The sequence below is a fragment of the Roseateles sp. So40a genome, from assembly GCF_048081605.1.
Taxonomy (GTDB): domain Bacteria; phylum Pseudomonadota; class Gammaproteobacteria; order Burkholderiales; family Burkholderiaceae_C; genus Roseateles.
The window spans coordinates 5,608,806-5,626,231 of sequence record NZ_CP182288.1; the positions used below are offsets into that span (position 1 = coordinate 5,608,806).

Here is a 17,426-nt window from a genome sequence, read left to right on the forward strand (position 1 = left end):
TCCCCGGCTCCCTCTTTCGAATGCCGACTCCCCGTGTGACTTCCGCCCTTCCTCCCGGACTCGATGCGGCCCGACCGCGTCCGCGACGTGCCTGGCGATCGCGGCTCGGGACGTCGCTGGCGGCTGCCATGGCGGCTGTGGCGACTGCGGCGGGCATGGCGCTGGCGCTGGTCGCGATGCCCGCGCGGGCGCTGGATCGGGACCTGCGCCTGGACCAGTTCCATCACCGCTCCTGGAATGCCGCCGACGGCGTGCCGATGGAGACCTGGGCGATGGCGCAGACGCCCGACGGCCTGCTCTGGATGGGCGGACCGAACGGTCTGACGTCCTTCGACGGCGTGCGCTTCGAGCGCTTCCGGCCGGTGTCGCCGGAGCTGTTCCCCTCGACCGCGGTCGGGCGCCTGGTGTCGATGTCCAACGGCGATCTCTGGGCAGCGTTCTTCCCGCGCGGACTGGTGCGCATCCGTGACGGCCAGGCGTGGCGCGTGCCCGCATCCGAACCGGCCGGCGCCGCGCGCATCCGCTACATCACCGAGGGCGCCGGCGGCACGGTGTGGGCCGGCGGGACGTCGGAGCTGTTCCGCTTCGACGGCCAGCGCTGGGACCGCATGGGTGCCGCGCAGGGACTGGCGTCGACGTCGATCTCGGGCATCCAGGCCGATGGCCGCGGCACGGTCTGGGTCTGCGACGACAACCGGCTCAAGGCGTTGCCGCAGGGCGAGACGCACTTCCGCGACGGCGGCGATTGCAGCGGCGCGCAAAGCCTGCAGGTCCTGCGCGGCGAGTTGTGGCTGGTCTATCCGAAAGAGATGCGCAAGGCGCCGGCGCTGTCGCAGGTGCCCGTCACGCGCAATCCGCTGCTGGCGACGCGGCGTGGGTCGTCGACGGTGGCGGACCGTGAAGGCAATCTGTGGACGGTGTTCTGCCCGGCCGGTCTGTGCCGGCGCAAGCTGCCGTGGCCGCCCGAGGGCGATCGGTTGCCGCTGGAGGCCGAGTCCGAGCGCATGGCGGCGCCCGAGGGGCTCTCGGGCGACTTCGGAATGATGATCCTGGAGGATGCCGAGGGCAGCCTGTGGGTGGCGACCAAGTCGGGGCTGGACCGCTTCCGGCGCGCGCCGCTGGTGCCGGCGCCGATGCCGCGCGCGACGAGCAACTACGCGCTGTCGGCCGAGCCCGACGGCGCGGTGACGGTGGCGGCGTTTTCGCCGGTGGGCTCGACAGTGTGGCGCGTGGCGGGAACGGCGTCGGTGCGCGAGCCGGTGGCCGGGCCGGGGGCGCAGATCAACGCGATGGGCCGCGATCGCGCGGGTCGCTTGTGGATGGGGGGTCCGGCCGGTCTGTGGCGGCGCGAGGGCGCGCGATGGGAGGAGATCCCCCGTCCGTCGGCCGTCGGTGAACGCTGGGTCAACGGCATCGCCCCGAAGGGTGACGGCGTGGTGGTGGCCTTCCAGCGCGCGGGAGTGCAGCGCTGGGATGGCGCGCGCTGGCAGCCGGTGGTGCTTCCGGGCGTGGAGGCCTCGGCGGAGGCGGCGGTGGCCGCGGGCGCCGACGACACGGTGTGGCTCGGCCTGAAGGACAACGTGCTGTGGCGCTGGCGCGGTGAGGAGACACGGCGCTTCGGACCCGCTGACGGCATCGACGTGGGTGACGTGCGGCTGGTCTTCGCGGGCCGATCACGGGTGCTGATCGCGGGCGATGGCGGTGTCAGCCTGCTGCGGGGCGATCGGTTCCTGCCGCTGAAGGCCGAGGGGCAGGAGACGCTGGCCGGGGTGTCGGGCATCGCCGAGACGGCCAATGGCGACCTGTGGTTCAACGCGCGCAAGGGCGCGGTGCATGTGCGCCGGGATGATCTCGAGCTCTACCTGGCGGACACGCGGCATCCGCTGCGGGCGGAGGTGCTGGATGCGCTGGACGGTTATCCGGGCAGCGCGACCTCGTTCTGGCCGCAGCCCAGCGTGGTGGAGGCGGCGGATGGGCGCTTGTGGTTCGCCGGCACGACGGGCGTGGCCTGGCTGGATCCGCAGCAGCCGCGTCGCAACGCGGTGGCGCCGGTGGTGCGGATCACTGGGCTGCGGGCCAACGGCGTCGATCACGCGCCGGGCGGCACGATCGAGTTGCCGCGGCATGCGGACATGATGGAGCTGCGTTTCTCCGCGGCGAGCCTGGCGATTCCGGAGCGGGTGCGTTTCCGGTATCGACTGGATGGGGTGGACACACGGTGGCGCGATGCGGGCACGCGGCGCGAGACCGTTTACAACAGCCTGGCGCCGGGGCGTTACCGCTTCCGGGTGCTGGCGATCAACAACGACGGGATCGCGGCGCGCGAGGAGGCGGTGCAGGACATCGTCATCCCGGCAGCCTGGTATCAGACGGCGGCATTCCGCGCCTTGTGCGTGGTCGCGGCGGCGGCGCTGATCTGGGCGCTGCATCGCTTGCGGCTGCGACAGGCGGCGCGGCGTGCGCGGGAGCAGGTCCGCACGCGCATGGCCGAGCGCGAGCGCATCGCGCGGGAGCTGCACGACACGTTGCTGCAGGGCGTGCAGGGATTGATCCTGCGGATCGAGGCGCACTCGGCGCAGCTGCCGCCGGACCATCCGGTGCGCGCGGCAATGCATGTGGACCTGGCGATGGCCGACGAGGTGCTGGACGAGAGCCGGCGCCGCGTGATGGCGCTGCGCGGGACAGGCGATGGCGGCGGCAGCCTGACGAGGGCGCTGGAGGACATCGCGTCGCAGCTGGCGCGCGATTACGACGGCGAGTTCCGGATGGAGGTCCGGGGGCGAGAGCGTCGGCTGGCGCCAGCGGTGCAGGACGAGCTGCGGTTGATCTTCAGTGAGGCCCTGCTGAACGCGTTCAGGCACGCGCATGCGCAGCGGATCACGATGCGCTGGCGGTTTGGCTGGTGGTGGCTGCGCGCGGAGCTGCGCGACGACGGCACGGGCATGAGCGCGGAGCTGGCCGCGCATGGAAGGCCGGGGCACCTGGGATTGGCGTCGATGCGCGAGCGCGCGCAGGCGCTGGGCGCGCGGCTGGTGATCGAGAGCGCGCCGGGGAAGGGGACGGTGGTGAGGGTGAGGATGAGGAGGCGGTGAGCCGCTGCGCGATGGACCGATCAGGGCATCGCTTGGATTCCATGGAGGCCTTGCACGAGCAATCCCGCCACGCCCGCGACGATCACCACAGCCATCACATTGACCTTGAACCTGAACAGCGCCACCGCGGCGAGCAGACCGATCGCGGCGGCGATCCATTCGAAGCGGCCCTGCAGGCCTTGCGGCCACAGCACGTGGATCGCGAAGAACACCGCCAGGTTCACGATCACGCCGACGACGGCGGCCGAGATCGCGACCAGCGGTGCGGTGAACTGGAGCTTGCCGTGCGTCGATTCGATGAAGGGGCCGCCCAGCAGGATGAAGAGGAACGACGGCAGGAAGGTGAAGAACGTGACCACGCAGGCCGCCACGGCGGCGGCCAGGAGCAACGCGTCGGCGCCGAAGAGGGCGTGATTCCATCCACCGGCGAATCCCACGAAGGCCACCACCATGATGAGCGGGCCGGGCGTGGTCTCGCCCAAGGCCAGGCCATCGATCATCTGCGGCGCGGTCAGCCAATGGAACTGCTCGACAGCGCCCTGGTAGACGTAGGGCAGCACCGCATAGGCGCCACCGAAGGTCAGGAACGCGGCCTTGGTGAAGAACCAGCCCATCTGCGCCAATGCGCCTGACCAGCCGAAGAGCGCGATCAAGGCGCCCATCGCCACTGCCCACAGTGTCAGGCAGGTGGCCAGCACGCGGAATGCGCGGGCCCAGCTGAAGCGCGCATGGGGTGGGGTCGGCGTGTCGTCGTCGATCAGCGCCGGTCCGTGCGCGGAAGCGTTGGCGCTGTGCGCGGTGCTTCCCCGGAAATGCGCCGGCGCGTAGCGGCCGCCCAGCCATCCGGTCAGGCCGGCCGCCAGCACGATCAGCGGGAAGGGGAGGTTCAACGCGAAGATCGCCAGGAAGGCCGCGGCTGCGATGCCCCACAGCCACGGGCTCCTGAGCGTGCGGGTGCCGATGCGCCATGCGGCATGGACCACGATGGCCGTGACCGCGGGCTTGATGCCGAAGAACACGCCGGCGATGGCGGGGACGTTGCCGTAGGCCATGTAGACCCAGGACAGGGCGATCAGGATGACCAGCGAGGGCAGCACGAAGAGCGCTCCCGCGACGATGCCGCCCCAGGTGCGATGCAGCAGCCAGCCGATGTAGGTGGCGAGCTGCTGCGCCTCGGGGCCGGGCAGGACCATGCAGTAGTTGAGCGCGTGCAGGAAGCGCTGCTCGGAGATCCAGCGGCGGCGCTCGACCAGCTCCTCATGCATGAGGGCGATCTGGCCGGCGGGGCCGCCGAAGCTGAGGAAGCCGAGCTTGAGCCAGAACCGGAAGGCTTCGGCGCGCGTGACCGGGCCGGGTGTCACGCCAATGCCCCCAGACGGTGATGGCGCAGCTTGAGTTCACTCATCCGTTCTCCTCCCTCGCCGAGCGCCTCGCGGCTCGCGATTGGGGCGGAGTAGACCACGGAGGGCAGTCAGCCTGCGTCGATCAATAGCCCTGGATCCACGGCTCGGATTCCAGCTGGGCGATGTCGCCCGCGGCGAGGCTGCGCCACAGCGCGATCACCTGGCTCGCGGGCACATCGCGCATGTGCCGCTCGCCGCCGTCTTCCAGATGCTCGAAGACGACGTAGCCGCCGCGCGAGACCGAGAGGCACCATTCCGATTCATGGGTGACGGCGACCGAGTTGTGTTCCTCATCCTCGGGGCGATCGTCGAGTTCCCGCAGCAAGGCGGAGAAGTCCGTGCGCTCGTTGCCCGGGGACATGTCGCCGTGGCGATGGGTCAGGTTGAAGGCCATCTCAAGCCGCGCCCTGAATCGCCGTCAGGTCAGATGCTCCGTCCGGACGCGCCCATCGGCGGTGCTGCAGGATGGCCAGCGCGGCGAACACGAGCTCGATGGCCGAGGCGAGGATGCCCGTGGCGCCGCTGTAATAGCCGCGTCGCATGTCCGCTTGGGCTGCATTGACCGTCATGTCCATGGGCGGGTTCCTGAAAGGCTGACTGTGGAAGTGGTCGGCATGCTCATCAGGCGACCGGGCCGCGCCGAGGCGGAGGAACCCCAATGGCCGCCTCGATGCATGTCCCCCGTTTGCAGGCGGGCTGCAATCGGTGATCCTCTGAGGGCTGGTCGAGCTGAGCGCGATGCGAAGATGCGCGGCATGAAAATCCTTGCCGCCTTCCTCCTCGGACTCGCGTCAGCCGCCGCTGTCGCCGCGCCACCCGCCACTGAATTCGCCGGCCTGGTGCCTGGTCAGAAAGCGAAGCTCGACGGCGTCCGAAAGGCCTGGCGGCTGGAGTGCAACGACAGTGGGCTGCGATGTACCGGGACCACGTCCGTGGAGGGCACGCCGGCCAAGGTGCTCGTGCTCGTCGGCGAGGACGGCACCCTGGACCTGCTCAAGCTGGAGTTCGCGCCCGGCGAGTACCAACGGATCGCGGCCGCGCTGGAGAGCAAGTACGGCGCTTCGAAGCGGATTCGCTCGATGCCGCAGAAGGATCTCGACGGCAAGCAGTACGTCACCGAATCGAGAGACTGGGCACGCCCGGATGGCGTGAACGTCTCCCTGTTCCAAGGCACCCCACGCGGAGTCAACGCCCTGAGGTTCTCATCGGCGCGGTATGACGCCGAGGGCAAGAAGTGGTTTCAGGACACGATGAAGAAGCGCTGAGCGCCGCTCCCCTTCACTCCACCACCGCAGGCTCGCCCTCACCCTCGACCTGCCGATCAGGCTCCGTCGTGCGGAGGATCTCGTTCAGCACGGACGTCGCGTAATTCCCGGCGGGCAGCGAGAACGAGAGCACCAACTGATCCGCCTGCGGCCATTCCCAAGTCAGGTCCGCGGGGCTCGCCACCAGCGCGCGGCGCTCCTGGTCCAGGCCGGCGTGTTCCATGCCGTCGCACAAGGTCGCGTGACGTCCCGCCACGCCGTTCTCCAGCGCCTGCGCCTCATCGGTGGTGCTCACGCGACCTCGGCCCCACATCGGTCCGGTCGGCCGGCCCGCTTCGTCCATCACGTCGCCCGTGAGGGCCTTGCCCCACAGCCCCTGCTGAATGCGCAGCGCCAGCACCTCATTGAAGATGAACGAGCGCACCGCCGACAGGTAGATGCCTTTCTTCTTCGGGTTGCGCACGCGGATCTCGCGCGCCAGCATCGCCCGTCCCTGCTCGACGTTCCCGCCGTCGTGGCCGAAACGCTGGGCGCCGAAGTAGTTGGGCACGCCCTGCGCCGCGATGGCCTTCAGGTTGGACTCGATGGCATCGCGGTCGCCGGTCACCTCGCGCAGCACGATGCGGAAGCGGTTGCCCAGCAGATCGCCCGGGCGCAGCTTCTTCACGTGACGGCTCTGGCTCAGCACCTTGAACTCGGGATGTTGAAGCTGGGTCAGGTCGGGCGTCTCGCCCTTGGGGAGGTAGATGCTGAACCACTGGCGCGTGATGGCGTAGCGGTCCTTGAGACCGGCATAGCCCACGTCCCGCTCCTGCACGCCGGTGGCGTCGGCCAGCTGCAGCGCGATGAAGGCGGTGTTGGCGCCGTTCTTCTCGATGTCCAGCCAGATGTGTTCGCCCTCACCGGAGGGCAACTGCAGCGGCAGTTCGGTCACGAGGAAGTCCTCGTTGAGCAGCTTCAGCGTGGCGCTGGCGCCGCTCACGGGATAGGCGTTGGGCCACTGCGGCAGGGTCGTGTATTGAGCGTCGGTCATGAAGGATCAGGCAGCACCCGCCGGTGAGCGGGACAGGCTGTCCAGCCGATCACGAGCGGGGCCGCACATCGTACGTCCGCTTCAACGCGGGCCGTTGGCGGCCCATTCGTCCAGCGCCTTGATCGCGGCGCGGACCTTCTCGATGCGACTGGCGCTCCAGAGCGGGAAGTCAGGATGCGGGAAGGAACGGCAGATCGTCGTCGCCTCCTCCGGCGTCCTGCCCAGGAAGATGATCTTCAGCAACTCGACCTTCACGCCGGCTCGCACCACGTCCGGCGGATAGGACGCCGGCAGCGTCAACGGCACCAGGCGACTGAATCGATCCTCGGCATCGGCGCGCAGGGCGGCCTGCTCGGATTGCCAGACAGCGATCCTGGCCTCGCGGTCAGCAACACCCTCCGGGTCCCGGCTTCGGCAATGGCGCGCCACGGTCTCCGGGGCCACACGCCAGGTCTCGATGGCGCCCAGGTGCGACTGCATCGCACGCAGGGTCTGCGGGTCGTTGGTGCTGGCGGCCGATGCGTGACTGGCGCCCATGACGAGGGCTGCAAGCGCAGGCAGGAAAGCGAAGAGCAGGGCGTGACGTCGCATGGGGGCCTCGGAGGTTTTCGTTCAAGCGTGAATCAGACCGAACGCCGGAACACGCGGTTCCCGAAGCGCTGGCCTTCGATGACGTGGAAGGTCTCGCCGACATCGGCATAGCCGCGAGCCGCGTAGAAATCGCGTGCGCGCTGATTGCCCTCCCAGGCAGTCAGCCACAGTGCGGGCGCCTTCGACGCCCTGGCCACGTCCTCCGCCGCCGCGAGCAGCATCGAGCCCACGCGCGCGCGTTGGAACGCCGGCTGTACATACAGACGGACCAGCTCGGCACCGTCAGTCCCGGTGTCGGGGCCGGGCTCGGCCGTCAGGTCCACTTCCGCGAAACCGACCAGCCCGGTGCCGATCTCCGCGAGGACAAAGCGGCTGCCGGCGCGTTGAAGCCGCGCCAGGTAGGCCTGGGGCGAATGGTCGCGAAGCGCCTCACGCGCGATGTCAGGCCGAATGCCCTCGATGGCGTAGGTGTCGAGATAGACCTGGATGGCCAGCGCGGCGATGGTCGTGTCGTCCTGTGGTGTTCCGGGGCGCAATTGAGGCGATGCGTGCATGCGCGGGAATATAGGTCCCCGGCGACGCTGTCGATTCCCCCGCCTCCCGATCGTCGTCATGATGTCCACGTCCTGCACACGCGGGATGCTCGTTTCCATCGACCACGGAGCCCACCATGGCCAAGAGCCTCTTCATCAGCCTGCCGGTCAGCGACCTCGCCGCCTCCACCGCCTTCTACAAGGCCCTGGGCTTCACGCCCAATCCTCAGCTCAGCGGCGAGGACGGCGCCGCGATGGTCTGGAGCGAGTCCATCCAGGTGATGCTCGTCACGCACGCCAAGTGGCGGACCTTCACCCAGCGCCCGTTCCCGCCGGCCGGCTCGTGCGCGCTGATGCTGTCCCTGTCGCTGGACAGCCGCGCCGAGGTCGACGCGATGAACGAGGCCGCCGCCGCGCACGGCGGGCAGGCGGACGTGAACCCGATGGAGGATCACGGCTTCATGTACACCCGCGACCTCGCCGATCCCGACGGGCACATGTGGGCGGCGCTGTGGATGGATCCTGCGGGCATGCCCGCCAGCGCCTGCTGACAGAAGAGGCGCTTCGAGCGCCCGCCCGGCCTCCCATCCCGGGAGGCCCGGACAGCGCGTTCAGGCGTCGACGATCTTCTCGAAGCCGCCGAAGATCATGCGCTGACCGTCGAATGGCATGTCCTTCGGATCGTGCTTCATGCGCGGGTCTTCCATCGACTTCTTCATCCCTTCGTCGCGCACCTGGCGCGACGGCCAGACGATCCACGAGAACACCACGGTCTCGTCTTCCTTGCGCTGCACCGACATCGGGAACGAGGTCACCTTGCCCTCGGGCACGTCGTCGCCCCAGCACTCCACGACGCTCAGCGCGCCGTGGTCCTTGAACACCGCCGACGCCTCTTGCGCGAGCTTGCGATATTCCTCGCGCTTGGCGTTCGGCACGGCGAGCACGAATCCATCCACGTAGTCCATTGCGGTTCTCCGGTTAATGGCGCGGCAAACCGCCGCACCTGTCACGACGAACGACCACCCGCGGGATCGACACGGACCCGTGCCGCGCTATCGCTGCTCAATCGCCGCTCATTCCCCGTTCTTCGCCAGCCGCGCCGCGAGCTTCATCAGCGTGGGCACGCGCTTGCGCCCGTGCATCGAGCGCAGGCGCACCTTGGCCGCGCCGATGTCGATGCCCGCGCTGGTCACCACCAGCGGCGGGGTCTCTTCCTCGCGCTCGATCTCGTATTGCGCCGACAGTCCCGGCAGTCGCTTCTTCGACACCCCGACGACGGCAACCTGCTCGCCCAGCGCCTGGAACAGGTGACGGCCCAGACCCGGCGTGTCATCGCCATCCAGATGGACGAAGCCCTCGATGACGATCAGCTCCGGCGTCAGCTGGTGCTCGCGCAGCAGCTGCATCACGCAGGGCAGCTCGCGCAGGTCCAGCGCGCCGCGTTCGGGTTTCTCGACCTGGGCGATGCGGGAGACGTAGGTCTTGGTCGCCTCCGCGGCGTCCCACGCCTCGAAAGCCACGGCGGCGGCCACAGCCTGCGCACCCTCGACATGAACAGCCACGACAATTTTCATGCGGGGATTATCTGCAGCAGGAGCTGCCGCGGTGCAATCAGCGATCCTTCATGGATCGCCGCGCCCGCCCGAGGCGCCGTACACCTGCCCGGTGGCGTAGCTGGATTCAGACGACGCGAGCAGCACGTAGACGGCCGCGAGTTCCGCCGGCTGACCCGCCCGGCCCATCGGCGTGTCGACGCCGAATTTCTGGAGCTTCTCCTGCGTCTGCCCGCCGCAGACCTGCAGCGGGGTCCAGAACGGCCCTGGCGCGACGGCGTTGACGCGGATGCCCTGCTTGGCGACCTGCTTGGCCAGGCCCTTGGTGAAGATCAGGATCGCGCCCTTGGTCGTCGCGTAATCGAGCAGGTTCTCGCCCGGGTCGTACGAGTTCACCGAGGCCGTGTTGATGATCGAGCTGCCCTCGCCGAGATGCGGCAGCGCCGCCTTGCACAACCAGAACGGGGCGTAGATGTTGGTCTTGAAGGTCCAGTCGAACTGCTCGGTGCTGATGTCCAGGATGGACGCGTGGCTCTGCTGCCGCGCGGCGTTGTTGACGAGGATGTCCAGCCCGCCCAGCTCGCGCACCGCGTCCGCGACGAGCTTCTCGCAGAACGCCTCCTCGCGCAGGTCGCCCGGCAGCGCGATGCCTTTCCGTCCGGTCTCGCGGATGAGCTCGATCACCTCGCGCGCATCGGGTTCCTCGTCGGGCAGGTAGTTGATCGCGACGTCCGCGCCCTCGCGCGCGAAGGCGATCGCGGCGGCGCGGCCGATGCCGCTGTCCCCGCCCGTGATCAGCGCGCGCCGCCCGGTGAGCCGGCCATGGCCCACGTACGTCTTCTCGCCGTGATCGGGCGGCGGGATCATGTCGCGGGCCAGGCCCGGCCATGGCTGGGACTGCTTGGGGAAGGCGATGGGATCGGATGAGGTCATGGATCGCTCCTAGGCGCACTTCAAGCGCGCCATGTGGGACGCGAAGCCCTCCGGCGCCCGACCGTCCTGCCGGGAACTTGTGACGACGCGCACAGTGTTTGTCCAGGCAATGCGCATGCCGAGCGCATGGAGCCGCTGTACGAGTTCCACGTCCTCGCGGCTGCGCAACCGAGCGAAGCCACCGGCCTCCTGATACGCGCGCACGCTCATGCCGAGGTTGGCGCCGTGAATATGCCGATGCCCTTCGGCATCCACATAGCCGCGTTCGTAGGCGGTGCGTTCTTCCGCGGAGAACCCGGTCCAGTCATCGACCTCGACCACACCGCAGACCGCTTCGGTCCGGCAGGCCAGTTGACGCGCGAACCAGCACGGCGCCACCACCGAGTCGGCATCCGTGAACGCGAGCCAGCGCGCGCCTTGCTCGATGAGCGCCTGCGCGCCCGCCGCTCGGGCGATGCCCACGTTGCGAGCGTCGACGCTCAGGCACTGCGCGCCGCCTCGGCTCGCGATCTCACCGGTGCGATCGCGACAGGCGTCGAGCACGACCAGGATGCGGACTTCCTCCCCAAGCAATTCGGGATGCGCGGCAGCGACGCGCAGCGCGCGCAACGCGCGGCCGATCAAGGCCTCTTCGTCATGGGCAGGAACGACGGCGCCGATCATGGCCGCAGGCCCTCGCGCCGCGCCACCGACCGGCCATCCGGACTCCACACCTCGACGAGGAAGTCCGCCTCCTCGTGACGCACCAGTCGCGTCCAGCCGCGTTGGGTCTGCAGCGCGTTGGCGAGGCGGAGATGGACCTCGTCACCGCTTCGCGTGTAGTCGCCTTCGGGATGGCGCCAGTGACTGGCGATCAGGGTGCCCCCCTCGTCCAGGCTGGCCGCTGCGCGATCAATCGTGTCGCCCAGCGCGTCGTCATCGAGGTAGTAGCCGATCTCGCTCAGGACGATGAGATCGAAGCCTCCCGCCGGCCAGTCCGTCGGCAGGCGCGCCTGCGTCACGTCGACGTGCGGCAGATCTGCCAGGCGCTGCCGGGCATGGGCCACCGCGGCCGCGCTGCCATCGCTGCAGGACAGTCGATCGCAGCGCTCCGCCAGCGCAGCGCTCAATTCGCCGTTGGCGCAGGCGGGCTCGAAGGCGCGTTCGTAGCGCTCCGAGGGCAGGCTCGCGAGGAGCTGCGCGCGCTTGCGCCGCTCGTACCAGCGTGTGCGATAGCGCCAGGGGTCGGGGTCCTGAATGAACAGGGACTCGAAGTGCGCGGCCCTCAAAGCGTCCATGGCATGTCCTTCTGCTGGAGGAGAGCGTGGCCCAGCGCGACGAGGTCCCGGTCGCCGTGGCACTGGCGGATGAACACGGGCAAGTCCGCGGCTTTGCGCGCGAAGCCCTCGTCATGGCACAGGGGACCGGCCCCCATCGCCCGCATCGTCGCGCGCAGCACCTGCTGGGCGCATTCATCGCTGGCGGCCCGGGTGCGCAGCGCCCAGGCCCGCGCATCGTCCTCGGGATGTCGGTCCACCCAGGCCGCGGCTTCGCGCAGCAACGCGGCATTGGCGCTGAGCAGCCGGTCGGCCTCGCCGAGCGCCAGCGCCCGATGCCAGGCCGCTTCCGAACCTGCGGCGCGAAGCTGCGTGCGCAGCGATTGCGCGATGGCGCAAGCCGCGCCATGCCAACACGCGGCCACGCCGATGCCGCCGTGCCAGAACCCCGGCCGCGACAGATAGAACCCTGCAGGGCCAATGAGGCGAGCGGACGCCGACTCGAACGTCACGGTCGCGCTGACGGTCTCCGCCATGCCCACCGCGCGCCATCGCGAATCGTCGATGACGACGCCCGGCTGCCGCAGGTCGACATCGGCGAGCCATGGACCCTCGCTGGCCTCGCCAGCGGCTGGCGCCTGCTCCGGCCAGACCGTCAGCAGCGCGTGATCCAGGGTGGCGGCGCCGGAACACCAGGCCTTGCTGCCGACCAGGGCGACGGTGTCCTGCGCCGTGGATCGGAAAAGCACGCGCGCGCCGGGGGCCTCCGCCGCCCACATGCCGTAGGCGGCGCCGTCGTCAATCTCATCGATCACGTCGGGCTGTCGCGCCTCCGCCAGGATGGCGATCGCGTCGGTGTGGCCCTCGAAGAGCTTCACGAGCGACAGGTCCTCCGCCGCGACGGCCGCGAGCGCCGACCAGCGCTCAAGCGTTCGTCCGCGGCCCGGCAGCGGCAAGTTCGAGTGGCCGTGCTGGATCAGCTCGCGCAGGCGTTGGCCGGGATCGTGGGACGACGTGGAGCCCGCGAGGATCGCGGAGGCGCGAGGCGTCGAGAGGGCCATTCGCTGATCACCTTGAAGGAAGGGCCTCGCAGGAATGCGCCGCCACCGCCCTCACAGCAAGCGCGGTGCCCGCAGCCCGCGCTCGCCCGACGTCATCAACAATCAGTCCGCGGTGCCCAGCATCTCGCGCGCGCCACGCTGCAGCTTCGACAGCACGGGTCGGTCCACCGCGCTTGGGTAGGCGAGCGCCGCCGGCACGCTGACGATGATCTCCGCGCCCTGGCCCGGCGCGCTGCGCAGCTCGAAGCTGCCCCCCAGGCGCAGGACGCGCTCGCGCATGCCGCTCAGCCCCCAATGTCCCGGGCGCTGACCTTCTTCCTGCACTTGCAGCGGCACGCCGACCCCGTCATCGACGATCCTCAGCGAGAACCCCGTCTCCGCGTAGTTCAGGTGCAGCGCGATGCAGCTCGCCTGCGCGTGCTGGAAGGCGTTGAACAGGCCCTCGCGCCCCACCAGCGCCAGCTCCGAGCGCACGCAGGTCTCCAGCGGACGGGAGGTCCCCTCGACCTCGATCGTGAAGCGCGCGTCGTGATACTCCGCCAGGTCTTTGCCCAGCGACTCCAGCGCGCTCTCCAGCGGGCCGGCGTCCGACGGCGCCTGGCGCAGGTCGGTGATGCGATGCCGGCCCTCGATGACGATCTCGTCGGCGCGATCCAGCACGCGTTCCATCTCGGCGCGCGCGGGCAGCTCGTTCGGGATGCCCCAGGCCACGCGCTGGAAGCGCAGCAGCAGACCCTGGAAGCCCTGCAGCAGCGTGTCGTGCAGGTCCTGCGCGATCCGGGTGCGTTCCTCCAGGCGGGCGCGATAGCGCTCCAGCGCGCGGCCCTCGAGCTGCCGCAGCCGCAGCCATGCCAGCAGCGCGATCAGCGCGAGCGCCGCCAGCACGCACAGCACGCGGAAGGTCTTCGACTGCGTGAAGGTCGGCGGGATGTCGATGGCCATCGCCGCGGGCGTCGCGCTCCAGGCGATGTCGTCGTGGGTCGCCTGGACCTCGAAGTCATATCGGCCGGGGCCGAGGTTGGTATAGAAGGCCTGGCGGCGCGCGCCGGCGTCATGCCATTCGGTCTCCAGTCCGCGCAGCCGGTATCGGAAGCGCGCGCGCTCGGGGACGGCCAGCGACATCGAGGCGTAGTCGATCTGGAGATCCCGCGTCCCCGCGTCAGCTTCCACGAAGTGCGCCTTCGTCGGCTGCAGCGCGATGCCGTTGACCATCACGCGCTGGACGTCGACGGCCGGGGGCGCGGTGTCGTTCTTCAGCGTTGCAGGGTCGATGGTGACGAGGGCGTTGGTCAGTGAGAACCACAGCCGGCCATCCGGCGTGCGCAGCGCGGTGTTCAGCGGGAACGAGGTTTCCGCGCGGCCCGGCAGGCCGTCCTGCGTGCCGAGTTGCAGCACCGGCACGCGGTAGGTGGGGTCGGACATCGCGCGGCGCACGTCGGCGGCCAGGACGCGGGTGATGCCGGCCTGGCCGTTGAGCCAGAGGTCGCCCTCGGGGGTCTCCACGATGCCGCTGACGTCGTTGAAGGCCTCGTCGGATTGCGCCTTCAGCGTGTGGAAGCTGCCGTTGTCATCGCGACGCTGCACGCCGTTGGAGCCGCCGATCCACAGGTGGCCCTTGCCCGGCGTGATGGCCATCAGGTCGCCGACGTTGACGCCTTCCTTCTCGGTGATGCGCGTCAGCTGATCGCCGGGCTCGACCCGGAACAGGCGGTTGGCGCCCGAGCCCAGCCAGATGCGTCCCTGGAGGTCGAGCGCCATGCAGTGGAAGGTGGCGTTGGGGAAGCCGCGCTGGCCGGCGAGCTTCTCCCATTTGCCGTCGGGCGAGCGGCGCATGGGGCCGAACATCTGCGCCATCAGCCAGATCGTGCCCGTCGAGTCCTCCATGAGGTCGGTGACGCCGCCGTTCCAGTCGGGGACGGCCGCCTTGAGCTCGTTGACATAGCGCCCGTCCGGGGTGAGGCGCGACAGGCCCGCCTGGTCACCGACCCACACCGTGCCCGCGTGGTCGACCAGTACCTTGCTCATCGAGATGCTCTCGCTGGGGAAGAGCTCGAGGTCGGAGCCCTGCCCAGCGGCGTTCAGGTGCAGCACGCCGAGGCGCGAGGTGAACCAGACGTCGCCCTTGGGGCCGGCGGCCATGGCCAGGGTCGAGGTCCTGACCGGGAACTGGAAGGTCGAGACGCGCGTGGAACGCAGCCGGTCGAGGCCGGCGTTGGTGCCGATCCAGATCGAGCCCTCGCGGTCCTGGAAGACCTTGAGCACGCGGTCGCCGGTCAGGCCCTGGCTGGGCGTGAGGCGCTGCAGCGCTGGCGCTTCGAAGTTGTAGGCCTGGGCGGCGCTGCCCGGCGTGACGCTGGACGCGGCGGTGAGCGGCACGAGCGGCATGGGGGGCGGAGCGCCGACGTTGGCGGGCAGTTCGTCGTCCGTGTCGATGGGCCGATCGGAGACGCGCTCGCGCACGATCCCGTCGAATGCGCCGTACCAGAGGTAGCCGTCGCGGTCGAAGATCGGCATGAACATGCTGGTGTGCACGGGGCGTCCGCTGCCCATGACGTCACTGGGCACGTTGGGTCGCGGCAGCCGGACGTAGTGGGGGCCGTTCATCCGGGCCCAGATGCGCCCTTGCGGGTCGACCGCGGCGTAGGAGGGGCGGCGGTTGGGGGTGGGCACGTCGACGAAGCGCGTCTGACCGGCGGGGCGGACCAGCATGCCCTTGGTGGTGAAGGCCCAGATGTTGCCGTCGCCATCGATCTGCAGGTCCATCGTGTACTGGCCGGGGCCGACGGCGGGGTAGTTCTCGGCCTTGCCCATTTCCTTCCAGCGCTCGCCCTCGCGGCGGAAGACACCGCGGCTGTTGGCGGCCCAGATCGTGCCGTCCTTCTCCCGGACGAAGGCACGGGTGGAGGCGCCGAAGCCTTCCTTCGCGGGCTCGCTCGAGAGGATGTGGCCATCGCGGACGAAGGCGGCACCGCCGGACATGAAGCCGACCCACAAGCCGTTGTCAGGCGTGGCGAAGAGGCTGAGCACGGCCTTGCTCTGCAGGGTCTCGCCGGCGAGGGTCTCGAAGCGCTCGAAGCGAACGCCGTCAAAGCGGAAGAGGCCTTGCGAGGTGCCGACCCAGAGGTAGCCGTCGGTGGTCTGGGCCAGGCCCATCACGGGGCCGTGGAAGCCTTCGCGGGCGCCCCAGCCGGTGTGGAAGAGCTGATCGAGCGGTTGCTCCTTGAGCAGCTGGGGGAGGGTGATCCGGCCGGTGGGAGCAGGGGGAGCGGGGGGCTCGGCGGCGAAGCTGGCGACTGCGAGCAGCAGTGCCAGACCGGCCATGACCATCGATCGGAATCGTCGAGCGCAGGGTGCTTGCATGGCACGGGCCGGAATTTTGGACGGCGGAACATATCACGGGGGTCCATGCGTCAGAGAGGGGTGTTTCTCTCGGGGCGCCGCGGGCGAAGGGGAAGACCCCCGACGCCCCATCGGCTGACGCCAATGGTGGCACCCCCAAACAGAACGCCCGGCTTGTGCCGGGCGTCTTGCGTTCGGGTCGGATTCAGCAGTACGCCGTCAGCGCACCGCCCGGCGATTGCCGTTGTCGTCGACCCAGTAGCGCCCGCCATTGCCGTCGGAGTAGACCTCGCGGTCCTTGCCGTCGACCATCAGCCGTCCGATGACGGCGCCCGCGACTGCACCGGCGACGGCGCCCGTCAGCGCACTGCCGCCGGCCACGGCGCCAACGACCGCGCCGCCCACCGCCCCCACGCCCGCGTGCTTCACGTCGCTGCTCGCGCAGCCAACCGACATCGCAGCGCAGACGCCCACAAGCGTCAAGTTCCTGATCAAGGTGTTGCTCATGATGGTCTCCAGGTATTGCTGATATCGAAGCTGGGCAAGCCCCGTGCCACGGGTCTGGCATCCCAACTGCCATGCAGGTTCATGGCCGCGATCAGCGCGGAAATGATCAAGACGGCCGATGGCCTTCACCTCTTCAATAGGAGCACGCCCATGGAATCGAATCAGCACGAGTTCCACGAACTGTTCGAGCAGCTCGGACTTCCCTCTTCAGAGGCGGACATCCGCGCATTCATCTCGGACCATCGACCGCTTCCAGGCGACGTCAAGGTCACCGAGGCGCCGTTCTGGACCGATGCTCAGGCGAGCCTCCTGAAGGAACTCCTGCTGCAGGACGCGGATTGGGCCGTGGTCGTCGACCACCTGAACGTGGCCCTTCATTGAGCGCAGCCCGCGCGCCTAGCGCGTGGCAGCGCGGGCCAGTTCCGCCAGCTTCCTGCTGCTGACCGGCTTGGTGATGAAGCGGTCGAAGCCCATGCAGGTGGCGAGCACCGGATCGAGGTCCGCCTCGCTGCCGGTCAGCGCCACCAGATAGGACCGTTCGCCGACTTCGGTCCCGCGGATGCAGGCCGCGGTCTCGAACCCATCCATGCCTGGCATCTGGATGTCCAGGATGACGAGGTTCGGCTGAATGAACTCAGCCAGGAGTACGGCTTCGCTCCCGTCATACGTCGCCCATGCCTGGAAGCCCAGCGACTTGAGCAGCAGGACCAGGGTGTCCGCCGCATCGACGTTGTCGTCGACGACCAGGATGCGGCAGGCTCGATTGACGTGCGCGTTCGACATGCCCGCTTTGGGCAATGCGCATGCCGGACAGGCGAGACCAGGAGTGGGCGGGCCGCTTGCCGCATCGCGGAGAGACA

General features: G+C 69.4%; 19 protein-coding genes. 4 read left to right on the forward strand and 15 right to left on the reverse strand.

Annotated elements, in window-relative coordinates; translation table 11 throughout:
* The first annotated feature begins 128 nt into the window (after positions 1-128).
* Positions 129-3,092 carry a triple tyrosine motif-containing protein gene (locus ACNI65_RS25520; protein WP_416760347.1) on the forward strand — a complete coding sequence of 988 codons (2,964 nt, stop codon included), beginning with the start codon at positions 129-131 and terminating at the stop codon, positions 3,090-3,092.
* Positions 3,093-3,112: 20 nt separating this feature from the next.
* Here ACNI65_RS25520 and chrA read toward each other — a convergent pair whose 3' ends face one another.
* The 3 genes from chrA to ACNI65_RS25535 all read right to left on the reverse strand — a co-directional run bounded on the left by chrA (position 3,113) and on the right by ACNI65_RS25535 (position 5,070).
* On the reverse strand, positions 3,113-4,453 hold the full coding sequence (chrA, locus tag ACNI65_RS25525; protein WP_416760348.1) for a chromate efflux transporter: 1,341 nt from the start codon (positions 4,451-4,453) through the stop codon (positions 3,113-3,115).
* Between the two features lie 124 nt (positions 4,454-4,577).
* Positions 4,578-4,889 (reverse strand): hypothetical protein, encoded by a 312-nt coding sequence (locus ACNI65_RS25530; RefSeq protein WP_416760349.1) that lies wholly within the window; start codon positions 4,887-4,889, stop codon positions 4,578-4,580.
* Between the two features lies 1 nt (position 4,890).
* Positions 4,891-5,070, reverse strand: a complete 180-nt coding sequence (locus ACNI65_RS25535) for a hypothetical protein (RefSeq protein WP_416760350.1) — start codon at positions 5,068-5,070, stop codon at positions 4,891-4,893.
* A gap of 180 nt (positions 5,071-5,250) precedes the next feature.
* Here ACNI65_RS25535 and ACNI65_RS25540 point away from each other — a divergent pair, with 180 nt between their 5' ends.
* On the forward strand, positions 5,251-5,760 hold the full coding sequence (locus ACNI65_RS25540) for a hypothetical protein (protein WP_416760351.1): 510 nt from the start codon (positions 5,251-5,253) through the stop codon (positions 5,758-5,760).
* 13 nt (positions 5,761-5,773) lie between these two features.
* Here ACNI65_RS25540 and truD read toward each other — a convergent pair whose 3' ends face one another.
* The 3 genes from truD to ACNI65_RS25555 all read right to left on the reverse strand — a co-directional run bounded on the left by truD (position 5,774) and on the right by ACNI65_RS25555 (position 8,037).
* Positions 5,774-6,793, reverse strand: a complete 1,020-nt coding sequence (gene truD, locus ACNI65_RS25545) for a tRNA pseudouridine(13) synthase TruD (protein ID WP_416760352.1) — start codon at positions 6,791-6,793, stop codon at positions 5,774-5,776.
* Positions 6,794-6,874: 81 nt separating this feature from the next.
* Entirely contained in the window at positions 6,875-7,384 is a 510-nt protein-coding gene (locus ACNI65_RS25550) for a hypothetical protein (RefSeq protein ID WP_416760354.1), read from the reverse strand.
* 32 nt (positions 7,385-7,416) lie between these two features.
* A complete protein-coding gene (locus tag ACNI65_RS25555) occupies positions 7,417-8,037 on the reverse strand; it encodes a GNAT family N-acetyltransferase (RefSeq protein ID WP_416760356.1) in 621 nt (206 codons plus the stop codon).
* A 17-nt stretch (positions 8,038-8,054) separates the two neighbouring features.
* Between ACNI65_RS25555 and ACNI65_RS25560 the strand changes: the two genes are divergently transcribed.
* Positions 8,055-8,468: a VOC family protein gene (locus ACNI65_RS25560; protein ID WP_416760357.1), complete on the forward strand. Its 414-nt coding sequence runs from the start codon at positions 8,055-8,057 to the stop codon at positions 8,466-8,468.
* Between the two features lie 60 nt (positions 8,469-8,528).
* On the opposite strand, the gene ACNI65_RS25565 is transcribed toward ACNI65_RS25560, so the two are convergent.
* From ACNI65_RS25565 to ACNI65_RS25600, 8 genes are all read right to left on the reverse strand, one after another.
* Positions 8,529-8,882, reverse strand: coding sequence for a DUF1428 domain-containing protein (locus tag ACNI65_RS25565; RefSeq protein WP_416760359.1), 354 nt, complete (start codon positions 8,880-8,882; stop codon positions 8,529-8,531).
* A gap of 108 nt (positions 8,883-8,990) precedes the next feature.
* Positions 8,991-9,491, reverse strand: coding sequence for an endonuclease V (locus ACNI65_RS25570; protein WP_416760360.1), 501 nt, complete (start codon positions 9,489-9,491; stop codon positions 8,991-8,993).
* A 48-nt stretch (positions 9,492-9,539) separates the two neighbouring features.
* Positions 9,540-10,403 (reverse strand): SDR family oxidoreductase, encoded by an 864-nt coding sequence (locus tag ACNI65_RS25575; RefSeq protein WP_416760362.1) that lies wholly within the window; start codon positions 10,401-10,403, stop codon positions 9,540-9,542.
* 9 nt (positions 10,404-10,412) lie between these two features.
* Positions 10,413-11,066: a glycosyltransferase gene (locus ACNI65_RS25580; protein ID WP_416760364.1), complete on the reverse strand. Its 654-nt coding sequence runs from the start codon at positions 11,064-11,066 to the stop codon at positions 10,413-10,415.
* The gene (locus tag ACNI65_RS25585; protein ID WP_416760366.1) at positions 11,063-11,680 is read right to left on the reverse strand and encodes a class I SAM-dependent DNA methyltransferase; all 618 of its coding nucleotides are present in this window, start codon (positions 11,678-11,680) and stop codon (positions 11,063-11,065) included. The genes ACNI65_RS25580 and ACNI65_RS25585 overlap by 4 nt, the downstream gene beginning before the upstream one ends.
* Complete coding sequence (locus ACNI65_RS25590) at positions 11,668-12,720, reverse strand: acyl-CoA dehydrogenase (protein WP_416760368.1); 1,053 nt, start codon at positions 12,718-12,720, stop codon at positions 11,668-11,670. Before ACNI65_RS25590 ends, ACNI65_RS25585 begins: the two co-directional genes overlap by 13 nt.
* Before the next feature lie 102 nt (positions 12,721-12,822).
* The gene (locus ACNI65_RS25595) at positions 12,823-16,041 is read right to left on the reverse strand and encodes a two-component regulator propeller domain-containing protein (protein ID WP_416760369.1); all 3,219 of its coding nucleotides are present in this window, start codon (positions 16,039-16,041) and stop codon (positions 12,823-12,825) included.
* 237 nt (positions 16,042-16,278) lie between these two features.
* Positions 16,279-16,566 (reverse strand): hypothetical protein, encoded by a 288-nt coding sequence (locus tag ACNI65_RS25600; RefSeq protein ID WP_416760370.1) that lies wholly within the window; start codon positions 16,564-16,566, stop codon positions 16,279-16,281.
* An 81-nt stretch (positions 16,567-16,647) separates the two neighbouring features.
* On the opposite strand from ACNI65_RS25600, the gene ACNI65_RS25605 reads away from it, so the two are divergent.
* Positions 16,648-16,947, forward strand: a complete 300-nt coding sequence (locus ACNI65_RS25605) for a DUF2789 domain-containing protein (RefSeq protein WP_416760372.1) — start codon at positions 16,648-16,650, stop codon at positions 16,945-16,947.
* 15 nt (positions 16,948-16,962) lie between these two features.
* Here the strand turns inward: ACNI65_RS25605 and ACNI65_RS25610 are convergent, their stop codons facing one another.
* Positions 16,963-17,349 carry a response regulator gene (locus ACNI65_RS25610; protein ID WP_416760373.1) on the reverse strand — a complete coding sequence of 129 codons (387 nt, stop codon included), beginning with the start codon at positions 17,347-17,349 and terminating at the stop codon, positions 16,963-16,965.
* Positions 17,350-17,426: the final 77 nt, after the last annotated feature.